Source organism: Spirillospora sp. NPDC052269 (assembly GCF_040679435.1).
Classification (GTDB): Bacteria; Actinomycetota; Actinomycetes; order Streptosporangiales; family Streptosporangiaceae; genus Spirillospora.
Genome location: NZ_JBFAUU010000020.1, coordinates 159,505 through 180,966, shown reverse-complemented (window position 1 = coordinate 180,966; position 21,462 = coordinate 159,505). Strand labels below are relative to the sequence as shown.

Genomic DNA, 21,462 nt, shown 5'->3' with positions numbered 1-21,462 from the left:
ATGCGGTGCCCGTGATGTACCGTTAGTCGCAGGTGGAGGGGAGTATCCCTGCGCGCGGTTCCCGTCAGTACGGCCGATCAGCATCGACCCGGGTTCCGCGGTCCGGCACCTCAGGTGCCCGGCGGGAGAGACCTCCGGCAGTTACGCATGCCGGAGGAAACCCCTTATGAACGTCACACCCCTGGTGTGGGCACTCACACTGGTCGGCCTCGTCGCGATCATCGCCGTCGACCTGTTCGTGATCAACCGGGACGAGAGCAAAGAGTTCACGACGCGCCGGGCCGCGTTCTGGTCGTGCGTCTACCTCGGGATCGCCGTCCTGTTCGGCCTCGGGGTCTGGGCCTTCTCCGGCGGGACGTACGCGGCGCAGTACTTCGGCGGTTTCGTCACCGAGAAGAGCCTGAGCGTCGACAACCTCTTCGTCTTCATGGTGATCCTCGCCAGGTTCGCCGTGCCCCGGAACGCCCAGCACACCGTCCTGATGGCCGGGATCGTCATCGCGCTGGTCCTGCGCGGCATCTTCATCGCGGCCGGCGCGGCCGCCATCGCCCAGTTCACCTGGGTCTTCTTCATCTTCGGCGGGTTCCTGATCTGGACCGCGTGGGGCCTGGCCCGGGAGAAGGACGAGGAGGCCGAGTTCAAGGAGAACGCGCTGCTGCGCTGGTTCCGCAAGGTCGTCCCCGTCCGGGAGGACTACGTCGGCCACAAGATGCTGGTGCGCAGCGGCGGCCGGTGGATCGTCACGCCGCTCATGGTCGTGATGATCGCCATCGGCAGCACCGACGTGCTGTTCGCGCTCGACTCCATCCCCGCGATCTTCGGCCTGACCACCGAGTCGTACCTGGTCTTCACCGCCAACGCATTCGCCCTCATGGGCCTGGTCCAGCTGTACTTCCTGCTGGAGGGCCTGGCCGCCCGGCTGGTCTACCTCGGCAAGGGACTGGCGTTCATCCTCGGTTTCATCGGGTTGAAGCTGGTGTTCCACGCGCTGCACGAGTATGGAGTGGACTGGGCTCCGGAGATCCCGATCTGGCTGTCCCTGTCGGTGATCGTCGGGACGCTCGCCGCGGTCACCGTGGCCAGCCTGGTCGCCGAGCGGCGGCAGGACGCCCGGGACGCGGTGGAGTCCGGCAAGCGGTGACGGAGATCGGCGCGCGGTGATGGAGTCCGGCGCGCGGTGAGAGTAGGGTCACAGCCGCCAAATAACAGAACTCCGTTCTAGAATCGGAGTCAATTGGCGGTCTGAGAGAAGGTGACGCATGGCCATCGGGTTGACCGAGGAGCATGAGGCCCTCGCCGAGTCGGTACGCGGTTTCGCCGAGCGCTACGTCCCCGAGGCGGTGGTACGGACGGCGTTGGAGGCGGACGCGGAGACCCGGCCGCCCTTCTGGTCGGCCCTGGCCGAACAGGGCCTGCTCGGCCTGCACCTGCCCGAGGAGCAGGGCGGGCAGGGCTACGGCCTGCTGGAGCTCGCGGTGGTGCTGGAGGAACTCGGCCGCGCCGCCGCGCCCGGCCCGTTCCTGTCGACCGTCCTGGCGAGCTCGGTGATCGCGGCGTCCGGCAACGCCAAGGTCCGCGCCGAGCTGCTGCCCGGCCTCGCGGACGGCTCGGTCACCGCGGCCGTGGCGCTCGGCGGGAGCCTGACCGCCGAGCGCGAGGACGGCGCGCTGACCGTGACCGGCTCCGCCGAGGCCGTGCTCGGAGCGTCGCTCGCCGACGTGATCGTGCTGCCCGCCGGGGACGAGTGGGTCGCGGTGGACGCCGTCGCCCTCACCGTCACCCCGGTCGAGTCGCTGGACCGGGTGCGCCGTGTCGCCCGGGTCGAGGCGGACGGCGTCCAGGTCGCCGCCGACCGCGTCCTGGACGGCGTGACCGCCCGCCGCGTCGCCGACCTCGCCGCCACGCTGTTCGGCGCGGAGGCCGCCGGGCTGTCGGGCTGGCTGGTCGACACCGCGTCGGACTACGCCAAGGTCCGCGAGCAGTTCGGTCGTCCGATCGGGCAGTTCCAGGGCGTCAAGCACAAGGCCGCCCGGATGCTGATCGCCGCCGAGCAGTCGCGCGCCGCCGCCTGGGACGCCGCCCGCGCGCTCGACGAGGGCGCCGAGGACGCCGGGTTCGCCGCGGCCGTGGCCGCCGTCGTCGCGGTCGACGCGGGCGTGCGGACCGCGCGCGACGCCATCCAGATCCTCGGTGGCATCGGCTTCACCTGGGAACACGACGCGCACGTCTACCTGCGGCGCGCGCTGACGCTGCGGGCGCTGCTCGGGCCGTCCAAGCAGTGGGCCGCGCGGGTCGCCGAGACGGCGCTCGCCGGAGGCCGCCGCGAGGTCGAGCTGGAGCTGTCGGACGACACCCAGCCGCTGCGCGAGCGCATCCGCGCCGAGATCGCCGAACTCGCCGCGATCGAGGACAAGAACGAGCGGAACCGGCGGATGGGCGACGACGGCTGGACCGTCCCGCACTTCCCCGAGCCCTGGGGACGAGGCGCCGGGCCGGTCGAGCAGATCCTCATCCAGCAGGAGCTGAGGGCCGCGAAGGTCAAGGCCCCGAACCTGGTCATCGGCGCGTGGCTGGTGCCCTCGCTCGTCCGGTACGGCACCGAGGAGCAGAAGGAGCGCTTCCTGCGCCCGACGCTGCGCGGCGACCTGGTGTGGTGCCAGCTGTTCTCCGAGCCCGGCGCGGGCTCGGACCTGGCGTCGCTGTCGATGAAGGCCGAGCGGGTCGAGGGCGGCTGGAAGCTGAGCGGGCAGAAGATCTGGACGTCGGTGGCGCAGTTCGCGCAGTGGGGCTTCTGCATCGCCCGCACCGACCCGTCCGCGCCCAAGCACGACGGCATCACCTACTTCCTGGTCGACATGAAGGCCGAGGGCGTGGACGTCCGGCCGCTGCGCGAGCTGACCGGCGAGGCGATCTTCAACGAGGTGTTCCTCGATGGGGTGTTCGTCCCGGACGACTGCGTGGTCGGCGAGGTGGACCAGGGCTGGCAGGTCGCCCGCAACACGCTGTCGAACGAGCGGGTGTCGCTGTCCACCGGCGGCGGGCTCGGCATGGGCGTGCCGGAGCTGCTCGACTTCTTCAAGGGCCGGGACCTGGACGCGGTCGCGGCCACCGAGGTCGGCGCGCTGGTCGCGCAGGGCCAGTCGATCGACCTGCTCGGGCTGCGCACCACGCTGAAGCAGCTGAACGGCGTGGAGCCGGGCGCCGAGTCGAGCGTCCGCAAGCTGCTCGGCGTCCAGTTCAACCAGGAGGTCGCCGACCACTGCTGGGCCGCGCAGGGCGTCACGGCGGCGACCGAGGTGCCGCTGACCGAGTCCGGCCTCGTCGCCCGGGCCATGCTGTTCAGCCGCGCGATGACGATCTACGGCGGCACCACCGAGGTGCAGCTGAACATCATCGGCGAGCGGCTGCTCGGCCTGCCCCGCGACCCCGAGCCCGGCAAGTGACGGGCTGACGTCGTGATGTGCCGTCCCCGGGGCTCAGTCGCGCCGGGGACGGTGCATGTAGGAGACGTTCAGCACGACCAGCGCGACCCACAGGAAGAGCACCGCGGGAGGGCCCGCCTGGGACGCGCAGATGGCCGTGAGCGGGATCGACACCAGCAGGCTGACCAGGACCAGCGTGAGGGAGTGGTCGCGTCCGGCCCTGCGGACGCGGGGGAGCGGCGCCGGACGGGCCTCGGCGAGCGGGCTCATCCGGGCGGCGAGCTGCTCCTCGATCCGCGCGGCGATCACGTCCGCGAAGGCCGCGTCGTAGTCGGGGCCGAACTCGCGGCGGGCGGCCAGGCCGGCGGCGAGGTCCTCACGTGGAACGGTCATGGTCAAGTTGTAAGGCGGCGGGGGCAGGGGCGTCCTCACCCTGGCGGGCGATCCCGCGAATACCTCCTCGGAGTGAGGTCCGTAGCGGGAGGAAACGAGGGGGCGATGGGGGCTGCTGCCTGGGGCTACCCGCCGGTAAACTGCCGGTCTCGTCCCCCAGAGAACACCCGGAGGTCCAGGTGAGCATGCGGACACGCGCCGTGTCTCGGCTCGGCTGCGCCGTGCTCGTCGCGGCCCTCGCCACCGTCGGCCTCGGCGGCTGCGGAGGCGGCGGCAAGGACGCCAAGAAGAGCGAGGGGGACGCCCAGCCCGTCAAGCTCGCGCCGCTGCCCCAGGTGAACGCCGCCGACGTCAAGCCGATCGTCGGGCGCTGGGACGGCGCCGGCAAGGACTACTTCCAGTTCAAGGCCGACGGAACGGGTGTGTGGAAGAAGGAGGGCCAGACCCTCTGGAGCGGCCTCGCCATCCCGGACGGCAAGTCCAAGTTCCGCTTCTCCTGGCAGGGCGGCGACCCCAAGAGCAGCAGCTACTGGGGCGCGAGCGTCAGCGACGACGGCAAGAAGATGACGTTCTCCGGGACCGGGCTGACCTACGCCAGGGCCTCCGGCGGCAAGTCCGGTGGGACGAAGCCCGGCGGCAAGCCGACCACCCCGAAAGGCCACTGAATGACGGTCCACGCCCTGTTCGCCTCGCCGGAGGACGTCGCGGCGCGGCTCGCCGCGGGCGGCTACCTCACCGACGAGTCCATCGCGACCACGGTGTTCCTGGCGCAGGCGCTTGGCAAGCCGCTGCTGGTCGAGGGGCCCGCCGGGGTCGGCAAGACCGAGCTGGCCAAGGCCGTCGCGCGCGCGTGCGAGGCGGAGCTGATCCGCCTGCAGTGCTACGAGGGCCTGGACGAGGCGCGCGCGCTCTACGAGTTCAACTACAAGAAGCAGCTGCTCGCCATCCAGGCCGCGCCGTCCGACCGGGGCTGGCAGGAGACCCACGAGGACATCTTCTCCGAGGACTTCCTGCTCGAGCGCCCGCTGCTGGCGGCGATCCGGCGCACCGGCCCGACCGTCCTGCTGATCGACGAGGCCGACAAGGCCGACGTCGAGATGGAGGGCATGCTGCTGGAGGTCCTGTCGGACTTCCAGGTCACCATCCCCGAGCTGGGCACGGTCGCGGCGACGCGGCGGCCGTTCGTCCTCATCACCTCCAACGCCGCGCGCGAGCTGTCCGAGGCGCTCAAGCGGCGCTGCCTCTACCTGCACCTGGACTACCCGGCCGCGGACCGCGAGCGCGACATCGTCCTCGCCCAGGTCCCCGGGATCGAGGCGGAGCTGGCCGAGCAGCTCGTCCGGACGGTCGGGACGCTGCGCGCGCTGGAGGTCAAGAAGGCGCCGTCCATCGCCGAGACCGTCGACTGGGCGCGGACCCTGCTCGCCCTCGGCCTGGACGAGCTGGACGAGGCGGCCGTCGCCCGCACGCTCGGGGTCGTCCTCAAGCACGTCTCCGACCAGGAGCGCGCCCGCAGGGAACTCGGCCTGAAGGGCTGACGCGCGTGGCCTCCCTCATCGACCGGCACACCGCGTTCGTCGCGGCCCTGCGCGAGGCCGGGCTGCCGGTGTCGGTCGCCGAGGGCCTGGACGCCGTCCGCGCCCTCCAGGCCGTGGATCTCCTCGACCGCGAGACCCTGCGCGCCGCCTATGCCGCGACCATGGTGAAGCGTCCGACGCATCGTCCGGTCTTCGACACGCTCTTCGACCTCTGGTACCCGGCCGCGCTGGGCGACGGAGCGGTTCCCGCGTCGGACCGTCCCGCGCGCACGAGGGGCGAGAACGGGCGTCCTCTGCCGCCGCCGCTCGACCCTGCCGTCCAGGAACGCCGCCAGGTGCTCTTCGACCTGCTGCTGGACGGCGACGACGCGGGCCTGCGCCAGTTCGCCCGGACGGCCGTCAGCGAGTACGGACAGGCCGAGGGGCAGCAGTCGTGGTTCGCGACCGGCGTCACCCGCGCCCTGTCGCCCGAGACGCTCATGGCGAACCTGCTCAACGCCGTCCTGAACGGCCAGGAACGCGGCGGCATGGCCGAACGCGTCGCTCGCAGGACCTTCAACGATCGCATCTCCCGCTTCCAGGACCTGGTCGCCACCGAGGTCCGCCGCCGCATCGCCGAGGACACCGGCGTCGAGCGCACCGCGCGCATCTCGTCCCGTCCGCCGATCGAGCAGCTGGACTTCAACCGCGCGAGCCGCGCCGAGCTGGCCGCGCTGCGCCGCGAGGTGTACCCGCTGGCGCGGCGCCTGGCGGCCCGGCTCGTCCAGAAGCAGCGCGCGGGCAACCGTGGGCGCCTGGACTTCCGGCGGACCGTGCGGGCGTCCCTGGCCACCGGCGGCGTCCCGCTCACCACGCGGCACCGTCCGCGCCGTCCGCACAAGCCCGAACTGGTGATCCTCTGCGACGCCAGCGACTCGGTCACCGCGTTCGCGCACTTCACGCTGCTGCTGACGTTCGCGCTCCGCGAGCAGTTCAGCAAGGTCCGCGCGTTCGCCTTCGTCGACGGCACGGACGAGATCACCAAGTACTTCGCCCCCGGCGCGGACGTCGTCGACGCCATGGCCCGCATGGCGAGCGAGGCCAACCTGGTCTGGATCACCGGGCGCTCCAACTACGGCAACGCCATCAAGATCTTCGCGGACCGGTACGGCGACGCGGTGACGTCCAAGACGTCCCTGCTCGTCCTCGGGGACGCCCGCTCCAACTACGGCGAACTCTCCCTGCCAGTCCTGCGCACCCTGGTGGACCGCGCCCGCCACGCCTACTGGCTCAACCCCGAACCCCGCGCCCAATGGGACACCGGCGACTCCGCCGCGTCCCACTACGGCGAGCTCCTCCCCATGTTCGAGTGCCGCAACCTCACCCAGCTCGCCGCCTTCGTCGAAGAACTCGGATAACGCCGCAACCTCTGTCGGTGCTGCGGCGTGTATCCCGCGAGAACCGACCGAAGGAGGAGGTGTGGCGCAGGACGATGCGGGCTTCGCCGAGTTCTACCGCCGCGCCGTCGTGGCCCTGCGCGGCCTGCGCCGGCACGGCCTCCCGCCGGACGTCCAGCCTCCGGACGAGTCGTCCGTCGACCTCGTGACCGCCTTGGCCGACCTCCCCGAACCCCAGCGCCGCGCCCTGGTCATGCACCACATGGGCGGCTACACGGTCAGAGAGATCGCCGCCCTGGAGGGCGTGGCCGAGGGCACCGTGAAGGCGCGTCTCTCCCGGGGCCGCACCCGCCTCGCGGCGGTGATCAGCGTGGCCGTCCTGGCCATCGCCGTCGTGGTCGGCGCTCGGATCGTCGGGCGGGACGAGCGGCCGGTGGCAGTCGCTCCGGGACTGCGGCCTCTGGGGGCGGCCGACCTCTGGCGGGGGTCGTCGGCGGCCGAGGTGGCGCGCAACTGGACGGAGAACGCCTCACCCTCGCCGTCCGTCCCTGGTTGTGGCGGTGCGGATCCTGACTTCTCGCGGACGGCCCAGCGGCTGACGCTGACGGACAAGGGGCGTCGGCTGGACGCGCAGGGCGGTGAGCTGCACCAGGCGCAGTTCTTCGTGTTCCCGACGCTTCGGGCGGCCCGTCAGGCGATGGACGTCCTCGGGGTTCGTGCCAGGGCCTGCGGCCCCGGCCTGCGGATTTCGAGGCCGGGGATCGGTGAGGACGCGCTCTCCCTGGAGCAGAGCGGCCCCGCGCTTGAGTCCTATCGGGCGGTCGTCGTCCGGCAGGGGACGGCGGTCCTGGTCTTCTCCGACCACCGCAGGGGCGGCTTCGTCCTGCACATGGACTACGTGATGCTGGACGAGCCCGCCCGCGATGCGGCTGATCATCTGCGTGGGCTGGGGTATCGGGGTTGAGGGTCAGCTGGTCGGCGCGGGGACGACGGTGGAGGTGGTGGCGTGGGCGCTCAGGCGGCGGGTCAGGGGGACGGCGAGGACGGCGCCCAGGGCGCAGAGGACGGCGGAGACCAGGAGGGCGATGCTGAAGCCGTGGGTGAGGGCGTGGGGGCCGGTGCCGTTGTTGGTGGTGATGGCGAAGATCATGGCGACGCCGAGGGCGGCGCCGGTGTAGCGGGCGGTGTTGTTCGCGCCTGAGCCCATGCCGGCGCGCTGGGCCGGGACGCTGTCCACGGCGAGGCGGGCGAGCATGGCGTTGGCGAGGCCGCTGCCGGCTCCGGCGATGAGGAGGCCGGGGGCCAGGCCCCACCAGGACATGCCGGGATTGATGCCGAGCATGGCCAGTTCGCCGACGGCGCTGAGGGCGAGGCCCGTGCCGAGCAGGAGGCCGGCCGGCCAGCGGGCGGGGAGACGGCGGGCCTGGAGCGCGACCACGTAGGACACGCCGGACCAGATCGCCAGGACGAACGAGGCGGCCAGCGCGGACAGCCGCATCGCGCCGACCATGACCGTGACCAGGTTGCTCGTCATGCCGATCACGGCGAGGCCGGTGACCATGGCGCCGCCGATCGAGAGCAGGAACGCGGGACGTCGGAACAGGCCCAGGTCGAGCATCGGGGACGTCCGCCGGGACTCCACGACGACGAACGCGGTGAGCAGGACGACCGCGGCGGCGAGCAGGGTGAGAACGGAGGGGCGCGTCCAGCCGGTGCGGCCCAGGGTGACCGCCGTGAGCAGCGTGGAGATGCCGCCGACCATCGTGATCAGGCCGGGCAGGTCGAGGCCGCGGCGGTGGTCGGCGCGGGACTCGGGCAGGACGCGGGAGGCGGCCGTCAGCGCGAGGGACGCGACGAGGGTGAACCAGTACCAGAGGCGCCAGTCGGCGAGCTGGGCGAACCAGGCGGCGGCGATCGGGCCGAGGGCGATGCCGAGGCCGAGCATCGCGCCCCAGAGACCGGCGGCGCGGGCGCGGGCGGCGCCGGTGTAGGTGTGGCCGATGATGCCGAGGCCGGTCGCGAGGAGCGCGGCGGTCGCGACGCCCTGGACGACGCGTCCGGCCACGAAGGCGGCGGAGTTCGGGGCGAGCGCGCAGCCGACGCTGGAGAGGGCGAGCAGGGCGCCGCCCAGGGTGAACAGGCGGCGGCGTCCGTGGTCGTCGGCGAGTGCGCCGACGACCAGGAGGGCGGCGGCGAGGCCGAGGCTGATCGAGCTCATCACCCAGATCCGGGCGGTGGTGCCCGCGTGCAGGCCGTTCGCGGTGTCGGTGAGGGTCGCGATCGGCGCCGTGTAGTTCATCAGGCCCAGCAGGGTGGCGGCGCCGGGGAGGGCCACGGCGGCCGTCATGCCCGGCGGCCGGGTCTCGCGCTGTCCGGCGCCGGGGGTCGCCAGAGTCGTCATGCCGGTCTCCTAGTTCAATGAACGAACCAATATCGGCCGTGACTGTAACACGGTTGGTTCGTTCATTGAACTATCGGGGAGGTAGTCTGCACGGCATGGCACTCGGGAAGGACTACTCCGGGCAGGACTGCACGCTGGCCCGGGCACTCGAGGTGGTCGGCGAGCGCTGGACGCTGCTGATCATCCGGGACGCGTTCTACGGGGTCCGGCGGTTCAGCGACTTCCACGTCCACCTGGACATCCCCCGCGCCGTGCTGTCGGCGCGGCTGTCCACGCTCGTCGAACACGGCGTCCTGGCCAAGGACGGGCACGAGTACGTGCTGACCGAGGTGGGCGTGTCGCTGTGGCCGGTCGTGCACGGGCTGGCCGGCTGGGGCGAGCGGAACCTCGACGGGAACGGCATCACCCGGCTGTTCGTGCACTACGCGTGCGGCACCCGGATCGACCTGGACGGCACCTGCCCGTCCTGCGGCGGGGGCCCGATCCGTCCGGGCGATCTGGAGATCCACCCCGGCCGCGGGGCCAGGCGGCGCGACGACGTGGTCAGTAAGGCCCTGCGCGGCCCCCATCGCATGCTCACGCCCGTCGAGACCTGAGCCCGAGGACGACCGCCGGACGTCAGCCGAAGTTGATGGTCTGACCCTCCTGGCAGGCGAAGGCCCGGTCCTGCCCGTCGACGTTGACGATCGCGGCGAAGTGCTTCTTCGAGTTCTTCGCCGGATCTCCGCCGAGTGTGTCGTTGTCGATCGTCACGAGTCCCACGAACTCCGCGCCGTCGATCGCCGTCTGCAGGGCCGCCGTCACGTCCATGGCCTGGGTCTTGTCCGGGTTGCCGTCCTTGAGCGCGCCGTACGCGGCGAATTTGACCGTTGCCATTGCTCGGACCTCCGGATGTTCGGCTCTCTGATCGTGAGCGGGCCGGCGTCGGTCGTCTGCCGGGCCGTGCCCGTGTCGAGAGATCTCCGACTATGCCGGTGGATAAGCGCCTGGACCGGTAAAGACTCGTCCGCCGGAGGCGGGTTCGGACGGTCAGGTGCCGAGGGCTCGGGCGATGAGGTCGGCGACGGCGTCCGGGTCCAGGTGGTGGCCGCTGAGCTGGGCCAGGTGCTCCTGGTAGATCAGGACGGCCGCGAACGTGGCGGCGGCCACCTCCAGGCGGGCCTGGTCGCCTCGCGCGCCGGGCAGGGCCATCTCCAGGGCCAGCCGGGCCCGTCGGACGACCTCGCCGTTGAGCACCCGCAGCCGTTCGCGGACGGTCGTGTGCGTGTCGGCCTCGCGGAACAGGATGCGCCGCATCGCGGGCGAGGCGCGCAGGGGGAAGCCGCGCGCGAGCCGGGCGAGCGTGCCCGCCGGGTCGCCGGGGACGGCCTCCAGGGGCGCCGTGTCGGCGGCCGGCTCGATCTCGGTGCGCTCGGCGACCAGCGTGACCAGGACGTCCATCTTCTGCGGGAAGTAGTGGAAGACCAGGCCCTTGGGGACGTCCGCGCTGCGCGCGATCCGCGCCGTGGACGTGCCCTCGTACCCGCCCTCGGCGAAGAGCGCCTCGGCGGCGTCCAGGATCCGGGTCCGCGCGTCGGGACGGGCCGGGGCGTCGGGGGAGGGCGGAACGGGAGGGGAGGGGGCGCCGGCCGGGCGGGACGGCGGGGTGACTGGTGCCATGTTCGGCCTCCCCGATGGCCGCCCGGCCGTCAGGCGCCGGTCAGCTCTTCGCGGTGCGGGTGCGGTACGCGGCCCACAGGCCGACGATAGTCGCGACGCCGCCCGCGATCCATGCCGTCCATGCCGCCGAGTGCTGGCGGTCGAACTCCCACGCCCAGGGCGAGACGAAGAGCAGGAGCGCGAAGGCGGTGGCGGCCCAGGTGGTCGGGCCCGTGCCGCCGAGGAGCGGGAACAGGCCGGCGACCAGCAGCACTGCGCCGAGGACCATCATCGGTAGCCGTCCGTCGCCGTCCGCCCACAGACTGGGGGCGACGAGCGCGACCAGCCCGGCGACGAAGACGACGGCGTCCTCCCATGCCAGCTTGTCCATGGGGAACCTCCCGGGGAGAGGGATTGTTTGTCCTGCCCGGGTGATGCCCTGACTGACCGGCCGGTCAACGTTTCGCCCCGGCAGTCGGGAGTGTCCGGAGCGTCACAGTCCGCTGGCTGATCATTTGGGACGACTGTGATGTACGGAACACCTGGGACGACCGGATACGCTCCACCTTCGTGAACGGCGATGCGGTGGACGAGGGCGCGGAACGGCGCGCCCGCGCGCCCTTCGGGGCCCTGCGGCGGCTGATCGACGGCCGTCCCGGGGACACCCGGGCCCAGGTCGCCCGGCGCGCCCGGGTCCTGGTGACCCTCGCCACAGGCCTCGCCAACCTCGGCGGGGCGCTGGTCGTCCTGCTGTTCACCTGGGTGGTGCCGAACCCCGGCGGCCACTTCCCGCACCGGGTGCAGACCGTGAACGTCTGGGTGTTCACCGCCTACGTGGTGCTCGCGGTCCCGGTCGGGCTGCTGCTCGGTGAGCGGTTCTTCCGGCGCGTCCGGCGGCTGGTCGACCGGCACGAGGAACCCGACCGGCGGGAGCGGGCGCTGCTGCTGTACGGGCCGGTGCGGCTGATGGCCGTCCACCTCACGCTCTGGGGCGTCGGGACGGTCGGCTGGGTGCTGCTGAACCTGCCGTTCTCCGCGCTGGTCGCGGTCAAGCTCGGCCTGACGAGCCTGCTCGGCGGCCTCACCACCTGCACCATCGTGTACCTGCTGGCCGAGCGGCTGCTGCGCCGCTCGGTGACGACCGCGCTGGCGACGGGCGTGCCGCGCCGCACCGGCCTGCCCGGCGTCGTCGCGCGCTCGGTGCTGGCCTGGGCGCTCGGCACGGCGGTGCCGATCCTCGGGCTGATCGTCCTCGCGGTCGGGTCGTTCGTCCTCAACCGGGTGAACGTGCACGCCTTCGCGGTCGCGGTGCTCGCCCTCGGCGGGACGGCCCTGCTCGTCGGCCTCGGCGTCACCTACTTCGCGGCGCGCGGGATCGCCGACCCGGTGGAGTCGGTGCGGCTCGGCCTCGCCCGGGTCCAGGACGGCGAGCTGGACGTCGAGGTGCCGGTCTACGACGGCAGCGAGGTCGGGCTGCTGCAGGCCGGGTTCAACCACATGGCGGCCGGGCTGCGCGAGCACGAGCGGCTCCAGGACCTGTTCGGCCGCCAGGTCGGCCCGGACGCGGCGAAGGTCGCGCTCGAGCACGGCGTGGACCTCGGCGGCGAGCTGCGCGAGGTCGCGGTGCTGTTCGTGGACGTCATCGGGTCGACCCGGCTCGCCGCCGAGCGCCCGCCGACCGAGGTGGTCGGGCTGCTCAACGAGTTCTTCGCGATCGTGGTCGAGGTGGTCGGACGGCACGGCGGCTGGATCAACAAGTTCGAGGGCGACGCCGCCCTGGCGATCTTCGGCGCCCCGCAGGACCTGCCCGGCGCCGCGGGCCGCGCCCTGGCCGCCGGGCGGGAGCTGGCCGTCCGGCTGGAGGACGGGGTGTCCGGCCTGTCCGCGGCCGTGGGCGTGTCGGCGGGCGAGGCCGTCGCCGGGCACATCGGGGCCGAGGAGCGCTTCGAGTACACCGTGATCGGCGACCCGGTGAACGAGGCCGCCCGGCTCACCGACCTGGCCAAGGCCCGGTCCGAGCCGGTGCTCGCCGCGGCGGCCGTGGTCGAGGACGCCGGCCCCGAGGAGGCCGCCCGCTGGGAGCTGGGTGAGGAGGTCCAGCTTCGCGGCCGGGCCCGTCCGACCCGCCTGGCCTCGCCGCGCGTCCCCGAGCGCGCCGCGTCCTGATCGTCCGGGCGCGCCGCGTCCTGATCGTCCGCCGGGCAGGCCGGGTTCCTCGCCGCTAGTCGAGGGCGCCCAGGGACGCGCCGTTGAGGGTCGTCGCGAAGCGGCTGAAACCGGCGTCGGTCTCCTCGCCGAGGTAGACGTCCGTGTGGTGCTGCCCGCCGTAGCCGGGACGGAACAGGTCGCTGACCTTCCAGTGCGCCTTGCGGAACCTGGCGCACACGGCCGCGGGGACGCCGTTCCCGCAGTCGGTGATCATGAAGCGGCGGCCGCGGGCCAGGACGTCCTTGTCGGCGGCGGCCGACACCCACGCCTTCAGCGGACGGCCCGCCGGGTCGCGGGTGCTGTCGTCCAGCCAGTAGCCGGTGTTGTGCGACCAGTTCAGGAAGCGGCCCTCCTGCGGGCCCGAGGTGATCCGGCCGCTGCCCTCGGTGCGGATGATCCGCAGGAAGTCGGCCGGGTAGGAGCCGAGCGGCGTGTGCCCGTTCGAGCAGTGGACGGACGTGCAGCCCTTCACGGCCGTCTGCGCGCCGCCGTGCAGGCTCTCGACGGCCGTGTAGTACGTGGTGACGCGCCAGGAGCCGGGCTTGCCGAGCGGGACGACCGATCCGGGGTCGGCCGGGGGCGGCGCGGCCCGCATGTCCGGGGACGGCGCGGACAGGCTCGGCGCGGCGGCCACGGGCGGCTGGACGGAGTCCGGCGCGGGGTCGAGCTTCCCGGACGCCGCGCTGGAGGTCCCGCAGCCCACGACGAACGGGCCGAGCACGACGAGACCGAGAGTGGCCGACTTCAGAGCCGGCGGCCTGCGAGCCCTCGGGCCGGGAGTCGGCGGGCCGGGAGTCGGCGGCCTGAGTGCGGGCCGTCCGGACGAGAGCCGTCCGGACACGGGCCGCCTGAGCATGGTGGGCACGCCGTGCCGCATCCGCATCGCACCTCCCCGGGACCCCGGATGTTCGCGGAGGCACGTCGCGGCCCGTCCGCACGATGGACACTAGCCCGCACCATGGCGGTTCGTCCGGGCTTCGTCAAGACGGCGGCGCCACGCCGGGGGCCGCCGTCCTGACGAAGATCCAGGTCAGTGGCCGCGTGCGATCCACTCGTCCAGATGCGGGGCCTCGGCGCCGATCGTGGTGCTGTCGCCGTGCCCGGTGCGGACGACGGTCTCCGGCGGCAGCGTCAGCAGCCGCTCCCGGATCGACTCGATGATCGTCGGGAAGTCGGAGAAGGACCGGCCGGTCGCGCCGGGACCGCCCTGGAACAGGGTGTCCCCGGAGAAGACCGTGCCGAGCGACGGCGCGTACAGGCAGACCGCGCCGGGGGAGTGCCCGGGCGTGTGCAGGACGGTCAGCTCCGTCCCGGCGACCGTGATGACCTGGCCGTCCGCGAGCTCGCCGTCCGGCGAGGCGCCCGGGTGCCTCTGCCTCCAGAGCATCAGGTCGTCCGGGTGCAGCAGGACGGGCGCGTCGTCGGTGCGGGCGGCCAGCGCGGGCGCGGCGTCGATGTGGTCGTCGTGCCCGTGCGTGGACACGATCGCGACGAGCCGCCGGTCGCCGACCGCCTCGGCGATCGCGTCCGCGTCGTGCGCGGCGTCGATGACCAGGCACTCGGCGTCGTCCCCGACGATCCAGACGTTGTTGTCGACGTCCCAGGTGCCGCCGTCCAGCGAGAACGTGCCGGACGTGACGAGGTGGTCGATCCGCGCGGTCATCAGAGCATCACCACCGAACGCAGGACGTCGCCGTGGTGCATCTTCTCGAACGCGGCCTCCACGCCGTCCAGCGGGATCGTCTCGGAGACGAACGCGCCGAGGTCGAGCCGTCCCTGGAGGTACAGGTCGATGAGCATCGGGAAGTCGCGGGACGGCAGGCAGTCGCCGTACCAGGACGACTTGAGCGCGCCGCCGCGTCCGAAGACGTCCAGCAGCGGCAGCTCGAGCTTCATCTCCGGGGTCGGGACGCCGACGAGGACGACGGTCCCGGCGAGGTCGCGGGCGTAGAACGCCTGCTTGTAGGTCTCGGGGATGCCGACCGCGTCGATCACGACGTCCGCGCCGAACCCGCCGGTCAGCTCCTGGACGGCCGTGACGACGTCGCCGTCCTTGGCGTTCACGGTGTGCGTCGCGCCGAGCTCCTTGGCGGTGGCGAGCTTGCGCTCGTCCAGGTCGACGGCGACGATCCGCGCCGCGCCCGCGAGCCGGGCGCCGAGGACGGCCGCCGCGCCGACGCCGCCGCAGCCGATGACCGCGACGCTGTCGCCGCGGCCGACGTTCCCGGTGTTGATCGCCGCGCCGAGGCCGGCCATGACGCCGCAGCCGAGCAGGCCCGCGACCTCGGGCTTGGCGGCCGGGTCGACCTTGGTGCACTGCCCGGCGTGGACGAGGGTCTTGTCGGCGAACGCGCCGATGCCGAGCGCGGGGGACAGCTCCGTGCCGTCCGCCAGGGTCATCTTCTGCTTGGCGTTGTGGGTGTTGAAGCAGTACCACGGGCGTCCGCGCAGGCAGGCGCGGCACTGTCCGCACACCGCGCGCCAGTTCAGGACGACGAAGTCGCCGGGCGCGACCTCGGTGACGCCGTCGCCGACCGTCTCGACGATCCCGGCGGCCTCGTGGCCGAGCAGGAACGGGAAGTCGTCGTTGATGCCGCCCTCGCGGTAGTGCAGGTCGGTGTGGCAGACGCCGCACGCCTGCACCTTCACCACGACCTCATCCGGCCCCGGGTCCGGGATCGTGATCGTTTCGATCCGCACCGGCTGTCCCTTGCCCGGTGCGATGACCCCACGTACCTGCTGCGCCATCCTTGCCGCCTCCCGTTCGGGTGTGTGACTCTCGGTCAGACCCTATAAAAACGGGCGGCCACCTGGGAATTCAGGGGGTGGAGGGCGTCACCAGGCCCGCGTTGTAGGCGATGATCACGAGCTGGACGCGGTCGCGCGCGTCGAGCTTGGTGAGCAGGCGGGCGACGTGGGCCTTGGCCGTCGCGACGCTGATCGACAGGCGTTCGGCGATCTCGCCGTTCGACAGCCCGGACCCGACCAGCGTCAGGACCTCGCGCTCACGCTCGGTGACGACGGACAGCTCGGCCGGAGGGGCCGCGGACGGCTCGGGCCGGGCGGCGAAGTCGGCGATCAGCCGCCGGGTCACGCCGGGCGCGAGCAGCGCCTCGCCCGCCGCGACCACCCGGACGGCCGCGAGGATGTCCTCCAGGGCCATGTCCTTCACCAGGAAGCCGCTGGCCCCCGCGCGCAGGGCGCCGTAGACGTAGTCGTCGTCATCGAAGGTGGTCAGCACCAGCACGCGCGCGGTCGCGGCGGCCGTGATGCGGCGGGTCGCCTCGATGCCGTCCATGTCCGGCATGCGGATGTCCATGACCACCACGTCGGGGCGGTGCTCGGCGGCGAGCCGCACGGCCTGCTCGCCGTCGCCCGCCTCGCCGACGACCTCCAGGTCGGCGCAGTCGGTGATGAGGACGCGCAGTCCGGCTCTGATGAGCGGCTGGTCGTCGGCCAGCACGACGCGGACCGTCTCCGCCGGCGCGGTCATCCGGCCACCGCCAGGACGGCCGAGGAGCGGGTCGGGATACGGGCGGCGACCTGGAAGCCGCCCTCGGGACGGGGGCCTGCGACCAGGTCGCCGCGCAGCAGGGTGGCGCGTTCCCGCATTCCGACGATGCCGAACCCGCCGCCCTCGCCGGACGGCCCGCCCGGTCTGCCCGTCCCGCCCGTCCCGGTCCCGGCGTCCTCGATCCGGACGGTCAGTTCGTCCTCGGTGAACCCGATCGTCACCCGGCAGGCCGCCACGCGTGCGTGCCGGACCACGTTCGTCACCGACTCCTGGACGATCCGGAACGCCGACAGGTCGATCTCCGGCGGCAGCGGGCGCCGCTCGCCGTTCCAGCGCACCTCGACGTCGACGCCCGCGTCGCGGGTGGCGGCGACGAGCCGGTCCAGGTCGGTGAGGCCCGGCGCGGGGTCGAGCGGCGCGGGGGCGGGGCCGTCCCCGGCCCCTTCGCCGGACTCGCGCAACGTGACGAGCATCCGGCGGAGCCCGGCCAGGGTCTCCCGGCTGGTGGTCTCGATCGCGGTGAGCGCGTTGCGCGCCTCCTCCGGCTGGGTGTCGATGACCCGGCTGCCGACGCCCGCCTGGATCGCGACGATCCCGATGCTGTGGGCGACCATGTCGTGCAGCTCGCGGGCGATCCGCAGCCGCTCGGCGGCGACCGCCTGCTCGGTCTCGCGGGACCGCAGCTCGACGGCGTGCTCGCGGCGCTCCCGGAGCATCCGCGCGGTCGTCATCGCCGCCACGAACGCGAGCACCGCCAGGACGACGCCCTGCATCTGGGACTCCGGGCCGCGCGGCATCGCGACGGCCACCACCAGCTGGAGCATGAACAGGCCCGCGCAGGCGATCGTCCTGGTCGGGCGGGGCTTGCGCAGGGCGATGTAGGCGAGCGCGACGTCGTCGATGACGAGCTTGGTGTAGCCGGTCGCCCAGGTGATCTCTGTGGCGAACAGGATGACCCAGGCCAGCACCAGGAACGCGATCAGTGCCGGGGTGCGGTGGCGGAGCAGCAGCGCGGGCGCCGCCATCAGGAGCGCCGGGGCCACCACGGCCTGGGAGACCGCCTCCGGATGCCGGCTCATGAGCGGGACCAGCAGCAGGGCGAAGAAGGTCGCGCCGCCCCACGCCAGCACGGACATCGCGGCCCGGCGTAGGAAGGCGGCCTTGCCGCCGAGCCGCCCGGACGTGCCGCTGGGCGGCTCGGAAGGGTCGGGGGACATGTCGTGATCGTAACCTTCCACGTCGTTTGTGGGTATTAGCCGCCGGGCGTACGCCCAGGGGCTACCCCTGCCCGCGCAAGTGTGGCCGACGGCCCGACGACGGACATGGGGCCCGCGGGTGATCTTTGCGGCATGAAGATGTTCGTCCGTGTTCTGCTGGCCGTCGAGATGGCGGCCCTCGCGGTGTCCGCCGTGCTCTGGGACTCGCTGGATTTCCGCATCTACCGGCTCGGCGGGGGTGTGGTGACCGACGGGGCCAGGCTCTACACCGAGCAGCTCGCCGAACACTGGTACACCAACTCCCCGGTGTTCGCGCTGCTCTGCTCGCCGCTGGCGGAACTGCCGCTGACGGTGGCGCGGGTGGGCTGGCAGTTCGCGTCGCTGGCCGCGCTCGTCTGGGCCTGCGTGAACCTGCTGGAACTGGCCGGACGCCCCGTCACGCGGAACACGGTCGCCACCCTCGTCGCGGCCGCGATGCTCCTCGAGCCGATGTACCACACCTTCTTCCAGGGGCAGGTCAACCTCTTCCTGCTCGCCCTGGTCGTCGCCGACATCAAGGCCGTCGCGCGCGGCCGGACGGCGGGCGTCGGGATCGGCCTCGCCGCCGCCTTCAAGCTGACCCCGGGCATCTTCATCGTCCTGCTGCTGGTGACCGGGCGCATCCGCGCCGCGGCCATCGCCATCGGGACGTTCGCCGTGGCCGTCGCGGGCACCTGGCTCATCGCTCCGGACGCGTCGCGCGTCTACTGGACGGGCACCTTCCGCGACACCTCGCGCGTCGGTGTCACTTACATCAGCAACCAGTCGCCGTTCGGCATGCTCTCCCGGATGCTCGGCGGCCACCCGGACCGCGTCCAGAGCTGGTACCCGATCATCTCCGTGGCCGTCGCCGTCGCCGGTCTCGCGGTCGCGGCCCTGTGGGCGCGGCGCGGCGACTGGCTGAGCGCGGCCGCGGTGACCGGGGTGACCGGCCTGCTGGTCTCGCCGATCTCGTGGGCGCACCACTGGGTGTGGGTGCTCCCGGCGCTGGTCCTGCTCGTCCGGAACGGGCACCGCGTGGCGGCGGGCTGCGTGTACGTGATCTTCGTCCTGTCCCCGCTCTGGTGGACGCCGCACGACGGCACCGACCGGGAGTGGGGCTTCCACTGGCTGATCACCGCGGTCGCGAACTGCTACCTGCTCTCAGGGGTCGCGTTCCTGGTGTACGCGGCGCTCGAACTGCGGCGCCCGGTCCGCGCCCCTGAGCCGCCGCGCCTGGAGCTCGTCCAGGACGAACCATTCCAGCGCCGGGACCCGGCCCCGCACCGGGAGCCGGCCGAGGTCTCTTAGCTCTCAGGGGTGAGCGCGGGGATCACCGTCGCGCGGGACGCGCGTCCGGGGTGGTGAGGCCGAGGCTTGGGAACCATGAGCCCCAAGAACTTCACCGCCGTGACCCTCACAGGCGCCGCAGTCGTCGGCCTTGGCGCGCTTTCGAGCCCCCCTTCGGGCACTTGGCCCTCGGTCCCCGCGCCCTTCACCGTGCCCGCGACGGAGCGCGGCTCGCTCGTCAAGGCCGAGCACCTGCGCGGTCTGTCCGTGGAGGAGGTTCGTACGGTGCTCGGTCAGGGCGGGTTCGACGCCACGACCGTGAAGCACGGGGTGGAGGCCTACCGGCTCACCTACCGGACGGTCGACACCAAGGGCGCTGCGGCGACCGCCACGGGCTTGTTCGTGGTGCCTCAGGGGAAGCGGGGTCGGCTCACGCCGGTCTCGTACACGCATGGGACCATCAGCTACAAGCCGGACGCCCCTTCCGTGAGCATCACCCCGTGGGCCGTCGGCCCGGCCTACACCTACGCGGGTTCCGGTTTCGCCGCGGTCCTTCCGGACTACCTTGGGCTGGGCGAGGGGCCGGGCGCGCATCCGTGGAAGGACGTGCCGTCCGAGACCTCGGCGTCGCTGGACATGCTCCGCGCCGCCCGCGCGTTCGCCCCGCGCACCGGTCACAGTCTCGATCGGGACGTGCTGATCACCGGCTTCTCCCAGGGCGCGTCGTCCGCGCTGGGGCTCGCCCGCACCCTCCAGGACGGCACGGACCCGCACTTCCGGGTCAAGGCCGTCGCGCCGATCAGCGGTGCCTACGACCTCGCGGGCGCCGAACTGCGGACCGACGGCGAGGTCTGCAAGGCCTGGACGCCCCGGATGACCGTCCGGTTCTACAAGGCCGAGGCCGACGAGCAGGCGACGACCCTCAACACCGACCACTGTGTCGCCTCGCTGCGGGAACGCGGCGTGGACCCGCAGGTCGAGAACCTCGGCAAGCCGCTCTACCAGGGCTCGCTGCACCTCGGCACGAACGTCGCCGGGACCGGGAAGATCGTTCACTGGTTCTCGTCCATGGCCGCCTGACCGCCCCGACACGCCGAACGGCCACCCCGGAACGCCGGAGTGGCCGTCTGCTCGTGCTGTTCAGCAGGATGTCAGCGCAGGAAACCTTCGTAGTTGCGCTGCTGGAGCTGGGACTCGATCTGCTTGACCGTGTCCAGTCCGACGCCGACGACGATCAGGATGCTCGTGCCGCCGAACGGGAAGTTCTGCGTGGCGTTGAGCATGGCGAACGCGACCATCGGGATGAGGGCCACCAGGCCCAGGTAGAGCGCGCCCGGGGTCGTGATGCGCGTGAGGACGTAGTCCAGGTACTCGGCGGTCGGACGCCCGGGACGGATGCCGGGGATGAACCCGCCGTACTTCTTCATGTTGTCGGCGACTTCAGTGGGGTTGAAGGTGATCGCGACGTAGAAGTAGGTGAAGAAGATGATGAAGACGAAGAAGATGCCCATGTGCCAGGGGTTGTCCTGGTGCAGGTAGGGCTGGACCTTCTGCAGCCACTTGACGTTCGGCCACAGCTGGGTCGCCAGGACGGGCAGGTAGAGCAGCGAGGAGGCGAAGATGACCGGGATGATGCCGGCCTGGTTCACCTTCAGCGGGATGTAGGTCGAGGTCCCGCCGTACATCCGGCGTCCGACCATCCGCTTGGCGTACTGCACCGGGATCCGCCGCTGGGCCTGCTCGACGAACACCACACCGGCCATGATCGCCAGACCCACCACGATCACCAGCGTGAAGACGAACCCGCCCTTGGCCTTGTAGATCGACCAGAACTGGGACGGGAACACCGCCACGACCTGCGTGAAGATCAGGATCGACATGCCGTTGCCGACGCCGCGGTCGGTGACCAGCTCACCCAGCCACATGATCACCGACGTGCCGGCGACCATGCAGATCACCATCGTCATGACGGGGAAGATGCTGGTCTTGTACAGGATGTCCTGGTTGCCGCCGGCGCCCTGGAACAGGCTGCCGGTCGCGGCCATTGCGACGATGCCGGTGCCCTGCAGGATCGCCAGGCCCACCGTCAGGTACCGGGTGTACTGCGTGATCTTCGTCGTCCCGGCCTGGCCCTCCTTCTTCAGGGCCTCCAGCCGGGGGATCACCACCGTCAACAACTGCAGAATGATCGACGCGGTGATGTAGGGCATGATGCCCAGCGCGAACACCGACAGCTTCAGCAGCGCGCCGCCGGAGAACAGGTCCACCAGACCGTAGAGCTGGTTGGACTTCTTGGCCGCGTCGGCCGTCTGCTTGAGCACTTGCACGTTCACGTTCGGGGTCGGCAGGTTCTGGCCGACCCGGAACACCACGATCATGAAGACCGTGAAGAAGAGTTTCTTGCGAAGGTCCGGGGTTCGGAACGCCCGGGCGAAGGCCGTGAGCAC

General features: G+C 72.1%; 21 protein-coding genes. 10 read left to right on the top strand and 11 right to left on the bottom strand.

Translation table 11 applies throughout. The features are described from left to right. Window positions 1–166: 166 nt before the first annotated feature. On the top strand, window positions 167–1,141 hold the full coding sequence (locus AB0L06_RS35580) for a TerC/Alx family metal homeostasis membrane protein (RefSeq protein ID WP_500235573.1): 975 nt from the start codon (window positions 167–169) through the stop codon (window positions 1,139–1,141). Between the two features lie 118 nt (window positions 1,142–1,259). After that, window positions 1,260–3,443, top strand: a complete 2,184-nt coding sequence (locus AB0L06_RS35575; protein WP_500235572.1) for an acyl-CoA dehydrogenase family protein — start codon at window positions 1,260–1,262, stop codon at window positions 3,441–3,443. A gap of 33 nt (window positions 3,444–3,476) precedes the next feature. Here AB0L06_RS35575 and AB0L06_RS35570 read toward each other — a convergent pair whose 3' ends face one another. Further along, window positions 3,477–3,815, bottom strand: coding sequence for a hypothetical protein (locus tag AB0L06_RS35570; protein WP_500235571.1), 339 nt, complete (start codon window positions 3,813–3,815; stop codon window positions 3,477–3,479). Window positions 3,816–4,000: 185 nt separating this feature from the next. Between AB0L06_RS35570 and AB0L06_RS35565 the strand changes: the two genes are divergently transcribed. The 4 genes from AB0L06_RS35565 (at window position 4,001) to AB0L06_RS35550 (ending at window position 7,693) form a co-directional block, all read left to right on the top strand. Beyond that, on the top strand, window positions 4,001–4,480 hold the full coding sequence (locus tag AB0L06_RS35565) for a hypothetical protein (protein ID WP_500235595.1): 480 nt from the start codon (window positions 4,001–4,003) through the stop codon (window positions 4,478–4,480). Further along, the gene (locus AB0L06_RS35560) at window positions 4,481–5,353 is read left to right on the top strand and encodes an AAA family ATPase (RefSeq protein ID WP_500235570.1); all 873 of its coding nucleotides are present in this window, start codon (window positions 4,481–4,483) and stop codon (window positions 5,351–5,353) included. Window positions 5,354–5,358: 5 nt separating this feature from the next. After that, a complete protein-coding gene (locus AB0L06_RS35555; RefSeq protein WP_500235569.1) occupies window positions 5,359–6,750 on the top strand; it encodes a vWA domain-containing protein in 1,392 nt (463 codons plus the stop codon). 61 nt (window positions 6,751–6,811) lie between these two features. Continuing rightward, window positions 6,812–7,693 (top strand): RNA polymerase sigma factor, encoded by an 882-nt coding sequence (locus tag AB0L06_RS35550; protein ID WP_500235568.1) that lies wholly within the window; start codon window positions 6,812–6,814, stop codon window positions 7,691–7,693. A gap of 3 nt (window positions 7,694–7,696) precedes the next feature. On the opposite strand, the gene AB0L06_RS35545 is transcribed toward AB0L06_RS35550, so the two are convergent. Next, window positions 7,697–9,130 (bottom strand): MFS transporter, encoded by a 1,434-nt coding sequence (locus AB0L06_RS35545; protein ID WP_500235567.1) that lies wholly within the window; start codon window positions 9,128–9,130, stop codon window positions 7,697–7,699. A 95-nt stretch (window positions 9,131–9,225) separates the two neighbouring features. Between AB0L06_RS35545 and AB0L06_RS35540 the strand changes: the two genes are divergently transcribed. Continuing rightward, on the top strand, window positions 9,226–9,726 hold the full coding sequence (locus tag AB0L06_RS35540) for a winged helix-turn-helix transcriptional regulator (protein WP_500235566.1): 501 nt from the start codon (window positions 9,226–9,228) through the stop codon (window positions 9,724–9,726). 22 nt (window positions 9,727–9,748) lie between these two features. Here AB0L06_RS35540 and AB0L06_RS35535 read toward each other — a convergent pair whose 3' ends face one another. From AB0L06_RS35535 to AB0L06_RS35525, 3 genes are all read right to left on the bottom strand, one after another. Continuing rightward, window positions 9,749–10,006, bottom strand: coding sequence for a hypothetical protein (locus AB0L06_RS35535; protein WP_500235565.1), 258 nt, complete (start codon window positions 10,004–10,006; stop codon window positions 9,749–9,751). A gap of 153 nt (window positions 10,007–10,159) precedes the next feature. After that, window positions 10,160–10,789 (bottom strand): TetR/AcrR family transcriptional regulator, encoded by a 630-nt coding sequence (locus AB0L06_RS35530; RefSeq protein WP_500235564.1) that lies wholly within the window; start codon window positions 10,787–10,789, stop codon window positions 10,160–10,162. 40 nt (window positions 10,790–10,829) lie between these two features. Continuing rightward, window positions 10,830–11,159, bottom strand: coding sequence for an SPW repeat protein (locus tag AB0L06_RS35525; protein WP_500235563.1), 330 nt, complete (start codon window positions 11,157–11,159; stop codon window positions 10,830–10,832). Window positions 11,160–11,338: 179 nt separating this feature from the next. Here AB0L06_RS35525 and AB0L06_RS35520 point away from each other — a divergent pair, with 179 nt between their 5' ends. Next, entirely contained in the window at window positions 11,339–12,934 is a 1,596-nt protein-coding gene (locus AB0L06_RS35520) for an adenylate/guanylate cyclase domain-containing protein (RefSeq protein WP_500235562.1), read from the top strand. A 55-nt stretch (window positions 12,935–12,989) separates the two neighbouring features. Here the strand turns inward: AB0L06_RS35520 and AB0L06_RS35515 are convergent, their stop codons facing one another. The 5 genes from AB0L06_RS35515 to AB0L06_RS35495 form a co-directional block, all read right to left on the bottom strand. Further along, window positions 12,990–13,859, bottom strand: a complete 870-nt coding sequence (locus tag AB0L06_RS35515; RefSeq protein ID WP_500235561.1) for a hypothetical protein — start codon at window positions 13,857–13,859, stop codon at window positions 12,990–12,992. 147 nt (window positions 13,860–14,006) lie between these two features. Then, window positions 14,007–14,642: an MBL fold metallo-hydrolase gene (locus AB0L06_RS35510; protein WP_500235594.1), complete on the bottom strand. Its 636-nt coding sequence runs from the start codon at window positions 14,640–14,642 to the stop codon at window positions 14,007–14,009. Further along, a complete protein-coding gene (locus tag AB0L06_RS35505) occupies window positions 14,639–15,724 on the bottom strand; it encodes an S-(hydroxymethyl)mycothiol dehydrogenase (RefSeq protein WP_500235560.1) in 1,086 nt (361 codons plus the stop codon). The genes AB0L06_RS35510 and AB0L06_RS35505 overlap by 4 nt, the downstream gene beginning before the upstream one ends. Window positions 15,725–15,794: 70 nt before the next feature. Next, complete coding sequence (locus tag AB0L06_RS35500; protein ID WP_500235559.1) at window positions 15,795–16,469, bottom strand: response regulator; 675 nt, start codon at window positions 16,467–16,469, stop codon at window positions 15,795–15,797. Further along, window positions 16,466–17,707 (bottom strand): sensor histidine kinase, encoded by a 1,242-nt coding sequence (locus AB0L06_RS35495; protein WP_500235558.1) that lies wholly within the window; start codon window positions 17,705–17,707, stop codon window positions 16,466–16,468. The genes AB0L06_RS35500 and AB0L06_RS35495 overlap by 4 nt, the downstream gene beginning before the upstream one ends. A 132-nt stretch (window positions 17,708–17,839) precedes the next feature. Between AB0L06_RS35495 and AB0L06_RS35490 the strand changes: the two genes are divergently transcribed. Continuing rightward, window positions 17,840–19,036, top strand: a complete 1,197-nt coding sequence (locus AB0L06_RS35490) for a glycosyltransferase 87 family protein (protein ID WP_500235557.1) — start codon at window positions 17,840–17,842, stop codon at window positions 19,034–19,036. A gap of 75 nt (window positions 19,037–19,111) precedes the next feature. Beyond that, on the top strand, window positions 19,112–20,095 hold the full coding sequence (locus AB0L06_RS35485; protein ID WP_500235556.1) for an alpha/beta hydrolase family protein: 984 nt from the start codon (window positions 19,112–19,114) through the stop codon (window positions 20,093–20,095). Window positions 20,096–20,166: 71 nt separating this feature from the next. Here AB0L06_RS35485 and secY read toward each other — a convergent pair whose 3' ends face one another. Then, window positions 20,167–21,462 carry a preprotein translocase subunit SecY gene (gene secY / locus AB0L06_RS35480; RefSeq protein WP_500235555.1) on the bottom strand — a complete coding sequence of 432 codons (1,296 nt, stop codon included), beginning with the start codon at window positions 21,460–21,462 and terminating at the stop codon, window positions 20,167–20,169.

Bases quoted from the DNA above. Each gene is read 5' to 3' on its own strand.
- AB0L06_RS35530 (WP_500235564.1), bottom strand. From the start codon at position 10,789: ATGGCACCAGTCACCCCGCCGTCCCGCCCGGCCGGCGCCCCCTCCCCT.
- AB0L06_RS35570 (WP_500235571.1), bottom strand. From the start codon at position 3,815: ATGACCGTTCCACGTGAGGACCTCGCCGCCGGCCTGGCCGCCCGCCGC.
- AB0L06_RS35545 (WP_500235567.1), bottom strand. From the start codon at position 9,130: ATGACGACTCTGGCGACCCCCGGCGCCGGACAGCGCGAGACCCGGCCG.
- AB0L06_RS35560 (WP_500235570.1), top strand. From the start codon at position 4,481: ATGACGGTCCACGCCCTGTTCGCCTCGCCGGAGGACGTCGCGGCGCGG.
- AB0L06_RS35485 (WP_500235556.1), top strand. From the start codon at position 19,112: ATGAGCCCCAAGAACTTCACCGCCGTGACCCTCACAGGCGCCGCAGTC.
- AB0L06_RS35575 (WP_500235572.1), top strand. From the start codon at position 1,260: ATGGCCATCGGGTTGACCGAGGAGCATGAGGCCCTCGCCGAGTCGGTA.
- AB0L06_RS35490 (WP_500235557.1), top strand. From the start codon at position 17,840: ATGAAGATGTTCGTCCGTGTTCTGCTGGCCGTCGAGATGGCGGCCCTC.
- AB0L06_RS35565 (WP_500235595.1), top strand. From the start codon at position 4,001: ATGCGGACACGCGCCGTGTCTCGGCTCGGCTGCGCCGTGCTCGTCGCG.
- AB0L06_RS35500 (WP_500235559.1), bottom strand. From the start codon at position 16,469: ATGACCGCGCCGGCGGAGACGGTCCGCGTCGTGCTGGCCGACGACCAG.
- AB0L06_RS35540 (WP_500235566.1), top strand. From the start codon at position 9,226: ATGGCACTCGGGAAGGACTACTCCGGGCAGGACTGCACGCTGGCCCGG.
- AB0L06_RS35505 (WP_500235560.1), bottom strand. From the start codon at position 15,724: ATGGCGCAGCAGGTACGTGGGGTCATCGCACCGGGCAAGGGACAGCCG.
- AB0L06_RS35495 (WP_500235558.1), bottom strand. From the start codon at position 17,707: ATGTCCCCCGACCCTTCCGAGCCGCCCAGCGGCACGTCCGGGCGGCTC.
- AB0L06_RS35515 (WP_500235561.1), bottom strand. From the start codon at position 13,859: ATGCGGATGCGGCACGGCGTGCCCACCATGCTCAGGCGGCCCGTGTCC.
- AB0L06_RS35535 (WP_500235565.1), bottom strand. From the start codon at position 10,006: ATGGCAACGGTCAAATTCGCCGCGTACGGCGCGCTCAAGGACGGCAAC.
- AB0L06_RS35525 (WP_500235563.1), bottom strand. From the start codon at position 11,159: ATGGACAAGCTGGCATGGGAGGACGCCGTCGTCTTCGTCGCCGGGCTG.
- AB0L06_RS35580 (WP_500235573.1), top strand. From the start codon at position 167: ATGAACGTCACACCCCTGGTGTGGGCACTCACACTGGTCGGCCTCGTC.